General features: G+C 67.4%; 7 protein-coding genes. 6 read left to right on the forward strand and 1 reads right to left on the reverse strand.

Going from position 1 to position 7,975, the window contains the following annotated elements; all coding sequences use genetic code 11:
• The first annotated feature begins 56 nt into the window (after positions 1 to 56).
• The 6 genes from Aple_RS13590 to Aple_RS13615 all read left to right on the forward strand — a co-directional run bounded on the left by Aple_RS13590 (position 57) and on the right by Aple_RS13615 (position 6,313).
• Positions 57 to 1,424 (forward strand): LCP family protein, encoded by a 1,368-nt coding sequence (locus tag Aple_RS13590; protein ID WP_155344905.1) that lies wholly within the window; start codon positions 57 to 59, stop codon positions 1,422 to 1,424.
• 133 nt (positions 1,425 to 1,557) lie between these two features.
• Positions 1,558 to 2,637, forward strand: a complete 1,080-nt coding sequence (locus Aple_RS13595; protein ID WP_155344906.1) for an ABC transporter substrate-binding protein — start codon at positions 1,558 to 1,560, stop codon at positions 2,635 to 2,637.
• Positions 2,634 to 3,425 carry an ABC transporter ATP-binding protein gene (locus Aple_RS13600; RefSeq protein WP_155344907.1) on the forward strand — a complete coding sequence of 264 codons (792 nt, stop codon included), beginning with the start codon at positions 2,634 to 2,636 and terminating at the stop codon, positions 3,423 to 3,425. The genes Aple_RS13595 and Aple_RS13600 overlap by 4 nt, the downstream gene beginning before the upstream one ends.
• On the forward strand, positions 3,415 to 4,284 hold the full coding sequence (locus Aple_RS13605) for an ABC transporter permease (RefSeq protein ID WP_155344908.1): 870 nt from the start codon (positions 3,415 to 3,417) through the stop codon (positions 4,282 to 4,284). Before Aple_RS13600 ends, Aple_RS13605 begins: the two co-directional genes overlap by 11 nt.
• Positions 4,285 to 4,290: 6 nt before the next feature.
• Positions 4,291 to 4,689 carry an RrF2 family transcriptional regulator gene (locus Aple_RS13610; protein ID WP_155344909.1) on the forward strand — a complete coding sequence of 133 codons (399 nt, stop codon included), beginning with the start codon at positions 4,291 to 4,293 and terminating at the stop codon, positions 4,687 to 4,689.
• Positions 4,690 to 4,780: 91 nt separating this feature from the next.
• Complete coding sequence (locus Aple_RS13615) at positions 4,781 to 6,313, forward strand: serine/threonine-protein kinase (RefSeq protein ID WP_155344910.1); 1,533 nt, start codon at positions 4,781 to 4,783, stop codon at positions 6,311 to 6,313.
• Positions 6,314 to 6,483: 170 nt separating this feature from the next.
• Here Aple_RS13615 and Aple_RS13620 read toward each other — a convergent pair whose 3' ends face one another.
• Positions 6,484 to 6,924, reverse strand: coding sequence for a hypothetical protein (locus Aple_RS13620; RefSeq protein WP_155344911.1), 441 nt, complete (start codon positions 6,922 to 6,924; stop codon positions 6,484 to 6,486).
• Positions 6,925 to 7,975 lie beyond the last annotated feature (1,051 nt).

The raw sequence follows: 7,975 nt of genomic DNA on the forward strand, positions 1-7,975 counted from the left end.
CCTGTTACTAGCCCCGCGAGGTAGACATAGTGGGGCATAACGGACTGGGAGTGTGGATGGGTGGAAACAGGAGCCTCTGGCGTGCTTTGGGGCTGACTCTGGGTTCCGCCGTGCTCTGGGGTATCGCGCATCTGTGGGTCGGCCGGACGCGCACCGGCCTCGCCCTCGCCGCGATCTACACGCTTCTGCTCGCGACCGCCATCGCGGTCGCGACCAGCTTCCGCTCCACCGTGCTCGCCCTGCTGGTACGGCCCGGCTGGCTGACCGCCACCGTCGTGGCCACCCTGGTCACCGCCCTGGTCTGGGCCCTCGTGATCGTCTCCTCGTACCGGCTGGTCCGGCCGCAACCATTGCACGGCACCCGCCGCCTGTTCGCGGGCGGGCTGGTGGGCGGGCTCTGCCTGGTGGTGATGGCCCCTTTGGCGTACGCCAGCCGGGTCGCCTATGTCTCGCACGACCTGATGACCACCGTCTTCTCCGACAAGTCGGTCTTCCCGCCGGATCGGGGGGATCACTTCGACTACCTGGGCAGCAAGCAGTGGCTCAACATCCTGCTGGCCGGCGTCGACGCCGCGAAGAATCGCCCCGGCGCCCGCACCGACAGCATGACCGTCGCCAGCGTCAACACCAGAACCGGCCAGACCGTGCTGTTCAGCCTGCCGCGCAACCTGCAACAGGTCCCCATGCCGGCGGGCCCCGCCAGAACCGCCTTCCCGAACGGCTTCACCGGCGGCGGCGCCTCACCCGGCCTGCTCAACGAGGTCTACCAGTGGGCCGAGGACAACCCGTCCCTGGTCCCCGGCGTCCCCGACCGCCAACGGGGCATCACCCTGCTGAAAGCCACCGTCGGCGGCATTCTCGGCCTTCCCATCGACTACTACGCGATGGTCGACATGAAGGGCTTCGCCCAGATCATCGACGCCATGGGCGGCGTCACCGTCACCGTCAAACAGGACATCGTCTACGGCGCCTACCGCGAGGGCCTCGTCAAAGCCGGCACCCGCCGCCTCAACGGCGACGAAGCCCTCTGGTTCGGCCGCTCCCGCACCGACAGCGACGACTACGTCCGCATGGGCCGCCAGAAGTGCCTCCTGCACGCGGTCGCCAAGCAGGCCGACCCCCTCACCGTCCTGCGCGGCTTCGAACGGATCGCCACCGTCACGAAACGCTATGTCTCCACCGACATCCCCCAGTCCCTCCTCCCCTCCCTGGTCACGCTCTCCACCAAGCTCAAGCTCACCGAGATCCGGAGCCTCCAGTTCGTCCCCCCGCTGATCAGCACCGCCAACCCGGACTGGACCTTCATCCGCCAGAAGGTCGAGGACACCCTCAACACCCCAGCGCACCCTGAGATGCCCTCGAAGCGCACCCTCACCTTGGCTCCAGCCCCCGACACCGTCTCCCTCGACGCAACCTGCGGCTGACCCACCCCGTTATCGCGCCCGACTCCCGCCGCTCACGGCCCGATAACGAATCCCCACCAAACTTGACGGAAATCTGGGGATCGCTTTAAATACAGATAACCCGACTTATTTAGTAGGAATCAGGGAGAAGCGCATGGATGCTCGCAGGATTCGCGGAGTGGCGGCCGCGTTGGTCGCAGTGGCGGTTACCGCGCTCGCGGCCGCCTGCGGCGGGGGTGGGGACTCCGCTGGGACGACGGCCGGGAGCGGGGAGCCGGCTCCGGCGGCGACAGGGGAGGTTCGGCTCGGCTTCTTCCCGAACATCACCCACTCGACCGCGCTGGTGGGGGTCGAGAAGGGGTTCTTCACCAAGGCGCTCGGCAGCGGCGTCACGCTGAAGACCAGCACCTTCAACGCGGGACCTGCCGCGATCGAGGCGGTCTTCTCGGGGGCCATCGACGCGACCTACATCGGGCCGAACCCGGCGATCAACGCCTGGGAGAAGTCCAAGGGCCAGGCCATCAAGATCGTCGCGGGCGCCGCGTCCGGCGGGGTCTACCTGGTGGTGAAGCCGGAGATCAACACGATCGAGGACCTCAAGGGCAAGAAGGTCGCCACCCCGCAGCTCGGCAACACCCAGGACGTGGCGCTGCGCTACTACCTGGACGAGAAGGGCATCAAGACCGACACCAAGGGCGGCGGCGAGGTCTCGATCGTGCCGCAGGAGAACTCGCTGACCCTGCAGACGTTCGCGACCGGGGACATCGACGCCGCGTGGGTGCCGGAGCCGTTCGCCAGCCGGCTGATCCAGGAGAGCGGCGGCAAGATCCTCATCGACGAGCGTGACCTGTGGCCGAACAAGCAGTTCGTCATCACCCACCTGATCGTCCGGCAGGAGTGGGCCAAGGAGCACCCTGACCTGCTCAAGAAGCTGATCGAAGGCCACGTCGAGTCCACCGCGTACATCAAGTCCGACCCGGCGGGCGCGGCGGCCGCAGTGAACAAGCAGCTGGAGTCCCTGACCGGCAAGCCGCTCAAGCCCGAAGTGCTGGACACCGCGTTCAAGAACATCGAATTCACCAACGACCCCATCGCCTCCTCTCTGATCGGCAGCGCCGACCACGCCATCAAGGTCGGCCTGCTCCAGCCGGTGGACCTGAACGGGATCTACGACCTGACCGTGCTGAACCAGATCCTGGCCGCGAAGGGAGAGACGGCGGTGACCGACAAGTGACCGCTCCTACTCAGGAGCTCGGTTCCGGCCGGACGGATGGGCAGCGGCCCGCCGTCCGGCTGGACGCCGTCTCCAAGGTGTACGGCCGGGGCGCGAGCAGCCTGCTCGCCCTCGACCAGGTTTCGTTAGACGCGGCCCAGGGCGAGTTCGTCTGCCTGCTGGGCGCCTCCGGCTGCGGCAAGAGCACCCTGCTCAACCTGGTCGCCGGCCTGGACCGCCCGACCACCGGCACGATCGACACCGGCGAGCGCAAGATCGCCATGATGTTCCAGGAACCGGCCCTGTTCCCGTGGCTGACCGTCTCGGGCAACATCGAACTGGCGCTGCGCGTGCAAGGCCTGGACCGTACGGCCAGGCGGGCCAGAGCCGCCGAACTCCTGGACGTCGTGCACCTGGGCGGCTTCGCCAAGAAACGCCCGCACGAGCTGTCGGGCGGCATGCGCCAGCGGGTCTCCCTGGCCCGCGCCCTCGCCCAGGAGGCCGACCTGCTCCTGATGGACGAGCCGTTCGGCGCCCTCGACGCGATGACCCGCGACCTGCTGCACGACGAACTCGAACGCATCTGGCGGGAACGCAACCTCGCCGTCCTGTTCGTCACCCACAACGTCCGCGAAGCCGTACGCCTCGGGGACCGGGTGGTGCTGCTGTCCAGTCGGCCCGGCCAGGTCATCGAGGACTATCCGGTACGGCTGCCGCGCCCGCGCCGTACCGAATCGGCGGAGGTGGCCGAGCTGGCGGGCCGGATCACCGAGCGGCTCAAGGAGGAGGTGAGCCGTCATGGCCGTTGACGCGCCCGACCGGCTGAACGAGCAGATCGCCGGTCTCGACGCGCTGGAGATCCAGGTCAAGCGCAAGCGGGGCATCCCGGCCCTGCTGTGGGGCCGGATCTGGCCGATGCTGATCGCGGTCGGGATCGTGCTGGCCATCTGGGAAGGCGTGGTGCTGGCCGGTTTCTGGCCGGAGTACGTTTTCGCCGGGCCTTTCACCGCGCTGCAGGAACTGGGCGCCCGGCTCGGCACGGCCGAGTTCTGGCACGCGATCGCGACCACGATGCGCCGCGGCATCACCGGGTTCGCGCTGGCCATCCTGGCCGGCGTGGTGGTCGGGGCCGCGGTGTCGCGGGTCCGGCTGCTCCGGGCCGCGTTCGGCTCGCTGATCACCGGGCTCCAGACGATGCCGTCCATCGCCTGGTTCCCCCTGGCCATCCTGCTGTTCGGCCTGAACGAGAGCGCGATCACGTTCGTGGTGGTGCTGGGCGCCGCGCCGTCCATCGCCAACGGGCTGATCACCGGGGTCGACTACACGCCGCCGATCCTGCTGCGCGCCGGGCACGTGCTCGGCCTGCGCCGGGTCGCGCTCTACCGGCACCTGATCCTGCCGGCCTCGCTGCCGTCGTTCCTGGCGGGGCTCAAGCAGGGCTGGGCGTTCGCCTGGCGGTCGCTGATGGCGGGCGAGATCCTGGTGATCATCGCCAACCAGCCGTCCCTGGGCGAGCAGCTGCACTACGCGCGGGAGTTGGCCGACTCGGCCCGCCTGCTGGCCACGATGATCGTCATTCTGGTCATCGGAGTGCTGGTGGACGTGCTGTTCGGGGTGGCGGACAGCGCCCTGCGCCAGCGGTGGGGCCTGGACCAGCGGATCGGATGACCGCTGGTGCGCCTGTCGGCACGCACCCAATACGCGCTGCGCGCGGCGGTCGAACTCGCGGCCGCTCCCGGCGGGCCGGTGCCCGCGGAACGGATCTCCGTCGCGCAGCGCATCCCCCGCCGGTTCCTCGACAACATCCTGCTGCAGCTGCGCCGGGCCGGGCTGATCCACAGCCAGCGCGGCCCCGACGGCGGCTACTGGCTGGCCCGCCCCGCCACCGAGATCAGCCTGGCCGACATCATCCTGGTCATCGAGGGTGTCGCCCAGGAGAACGAACGTTTCCCCGGGGTCTCGGAACCGCTGGAGAAGGTCCTTGGCGCGCTGCGCGAACACCAGGACAGCCTGCTCGCCGAGATCACGCTCGCCCACGTGGCGGCTGGTTCTTTGCCCAACCTGTCACGCTGATATGACGGAGTGAGCAGTAGGTCCCGTACGCCCCTCTAGTTATGGAAGACTCCCCATCCAGTGGTATTTGCCGTGTGCAGAGGCAGGCGTGATGGGAACTCCGGGTCAGCTGATCGTCAAGCGATATCGGCTGGTACGGGCACTCGGCCAGGGCAGCACCGGCATCGTCTGGGAAGGCCACGACACGCTCCTCGATCGCCCCATCGCGATCCGGGAGGTGCTCCTGCCCGCCGGGCTCCGGGAGAGCCGGCGGCTGGCCCTCACCCAGCGCGTCACCCGGGAGGCCCGCCACGCCGAACGCCTCCGGCACCCGAACGTGGCCGCCGTCTACGACGTCGCCGAGGACGAGGGCACGCCCTGGATCATCATGGAATTGGTACGGTCCCGGTCCCTGGACGGGATCGTGGCCAGCGACGGCCCGCTGAGCCCGGAACGCGCGGCGGTCATCACCCGGCAGATCCTGGCGGCGCTCACCGCCGCCCACGCCGCCGGGGTCAGGCACGGGGACGTGCGCCCGGCGAACATCCTGGTCGGGCATGACGGGCGGGTGCTGTTAGCCGACTTCGGGGTGAGCGTACTCGCTGACGAGCCGGCCTTCACCGGCCGGACCGGGGAACGTTCCCCTGCGCATGGCGAGGCGGCGAGCGCGACCCGCGGCGTGAGCGCGTTCCTCGCGCCGGAGCGCACCGGCGGAGAGGGGGCGCGGGATTCCTCCGACTTATGGTCGCTGGGGGCGAGCCTGTATCTGGCCGTGACCGGACGGCCGCCCGCGGCGGTGTGGCCGAGCACGAAACCCGGGCAGGCCATGGGTGGGCCCGATCTCTCTGCCGTGCCCGCGGAGCTGAAGCCGCTACTCGCCGGTCTGCTGGCGCGCGACCCGAAGCGGCGCCTGACGCCGGATATGGCCGATCGTATGCTGGCCGAGTTCGAGCCGCCCGCGCCACCGCCGGAGGTCAAGCCACGGCGGAGCCGGACACGGATGATCGCGCTGGGGGTCGCGTCGGTGGTGCTCGCGGGTGCGGTCGGCGGGTGGGCGTTGATGCGCCCGGAACCGGGCGTCACTGAGACGCTGAGCGCGTATTCCTCCAGTCCGCCGCCTGTGGCCGCGGTCTCCGCGTCGCCGACGCCCTCGGTCAGTCCGGTGGCCGCACCCCGGCTGAAGCTGTCGTGGTACGAGGCGCCCACCGGATGGCGGGCGGCCGTGCCGAAAAAGTGGCGGCTCGAGGAGACCGAGTATTCGCTGTGGTGGCTCGACCCCGACGGCCGAGCCCAATTGAACGTTGAAGTCACCAACCAGAGCGGCACCGATCCGCTGGCGGCGCTGCACGAGGCCGAAGCCTTCCTGTATCCGAATGTGAAGAACTACGCGAAGCTGCGGCTGCGGTCGGTGACGACGAAGCACGGCACCGCCGCTGACTGGGAGTTCACCTGGCAGCAGCGGAAAACCTCGGCCGACACACATCTGGTCAAGGGCGTCACCTACCACCAGTACCGGCGGGTCATCTCCACCGGTACCACCACCAGCGTGCTCACCTGGACCACAATGGCCGACGACTGGGAACGCCTCCGCCCAACCCTGGTCCGAGTCTTCCGTCTGTACGAACCACCGAAGGACCCCACCTGACACCGCGATACTCGCGGTGGCTTCTCCGGCGTGACCTCGGCTGTAGTTACTGCCATCGGTTCGATCCACCAAAGGACCCCACCCGACACCGCGATACTCGCGGTGGTTTCTCGTCCTGGCGTGGTCTCGGCTGTGATTGCTGCGATCGGTTCGATCGCGGATTCCTGCGGTTATAGGTCTGTTCTGGTGGGCGGGCCGCGGGCTCCGGGGACCGTGAAGGCCGCCATGCGGGTGTCGGTGTGGGTGTAGGCCGCGTGGCGTGCGATGCGGGAGAGGTCCGCCCTGGCCGTGGTCGAGCTGTGGACAGCGTTGGTCTGGCCGGGGTTGCGGACGTGTGCGTACCAGGTGTGAAGTTTGTTGAGGTCGGTCAGTTTGACGCCCATGAAGGCTGGATCTGGGTAACTGTGGTCGGGTGCTCGGCTGATCGTGGCGTTGCTCCATACCGACGATCGCACGTCCACCCAGAGCGGGCGGTGCGGTGTCATGACCACGACACCGCGGGCCCCTCGAGAGGCGTCCATGTAGTGGGCAGGCCGTTGCTGCGCATACGCGTCGGAAGCCGCCATAAAAGGCAGCACGAAAGCCGCGCAGAAGGTCAGTGACATGACCACGGCCGCCACCATGGTCCGTCTGACCGCTGAGGCGGTGCGCCGACACCGCCCAGCCAATGCCACAACTGACATAGACAATCCCCTATCAACAAACACGCATTCAATTACGGGGGGATTGAAGCTCTCAAGGGCTTTGATGCCCTGGGTTATTGCTGTTAAACACGTGACTGGTGTGACTCAGGTAAAGAACTTCGTTACTGGCGGTGCACGACACCTAAATGGGACCACCCGTCCGAAAGTGAATCCCTCAAAAAGCCGCATGACCGCCCGAAAGGATGAAACTTCCCGGATTGGATTGCGGGAGACCGGTCGTGAATGTTCCAGAATCTGGATGTTCTGCGAGGTACTCGCCAACACCGGTTGCGCCGGTAGTGGCGGTTCCTCACGTACCGTCCAGAACGTCGTTGTTGATTGCGGTGAATTCGGAAGAAGGGCCGGACGCCGGACCGAGATTGCGGAATCGGACATAGCCTGACCAGCCACATCTTCGATGGATTCCGCACGCTTCGGGAAAACGTTGCGCACTAGTTCAACGAGCGTGAGCACGAAGGTCGTCAGCAAAGCGAGGAGGCGCTTAACCCCCCAACCCGCCTGAACTTCCCAGAATCGGTACACACTTCCCCCTTAACGACGTTCACCGCCTGTCGCCAATTCGGGGGTGAAGACCTTCGGCCTCAATTGGCTGACGCATTGCGACAGCGCCAGATCTACCCCACACCCCACACTCAAAACATCGAAAAATAAACGTCCACTTCTATCCCCAATGAAGCCTTTAAAGGCCGTCCGCCCCAGCGTTTTCGTTGATTTCCGACTGCGAAGGCAATTACCGGGATATCAGGCTCGAAGAGATGGTCCCCAAGGCTCCGCAGGGACCCAGGCGCTACGCAGGTTCTCCCACCACCCACCCTCTGCCTCCCCTGGGGCTCCACCCGCCCCGGCAAGCGCCGTTGGTCCCCACACGAAAACCACAGCACCGTGGTCCTCCCACCCCCTCCCTTACTTGCATCCGGACTCCACCCGGCCCTGGCCCACTCCCCATGGCTCCACCCGG

This window comes from Acrocarpospora pleiomorpha (assembly GCF_009687885.1).
GTDB lineage: Bacteria > Actinomycetota > Actinomycetes > Streptosporangiales > Streptosporangiaceae > Acrocarpospora > Acrocarpospora pleiomorpha.

Excerpts from the sequence above, each read along its gene's own strand:
- Aple_RS13615 (WP_155344910.1), top strand. The coding sequence starts at position 4,781 with ATGGGAACTCCGGGTCAGCTGATCGTCAAGCGATATCGGCTGGTACGG.
- Aple_RS13595 (WP_155344906.1), top strand. The coding sequence starts at position 1,558 with ATGGATGCTCGCAGGATTCGCGGAGTGGCGGCCGCGTTGGTCGCAGTG.
- Aple_RS13605 (WP_155344908.1), top strand. The coding sequence starts at position 3,415 with ATGGCCGTTGACGCGCCCGACCGGCTGAACGAGCAGATCGCCGGTCTC.
- Aple_RS13590 (WP_155344905.1), top strand. The coding sequence starts at position 57 with ATGGGTGGAAACAGGAGCCTCTGGCGTGCTTTGGGGCTGACTCTGGGT.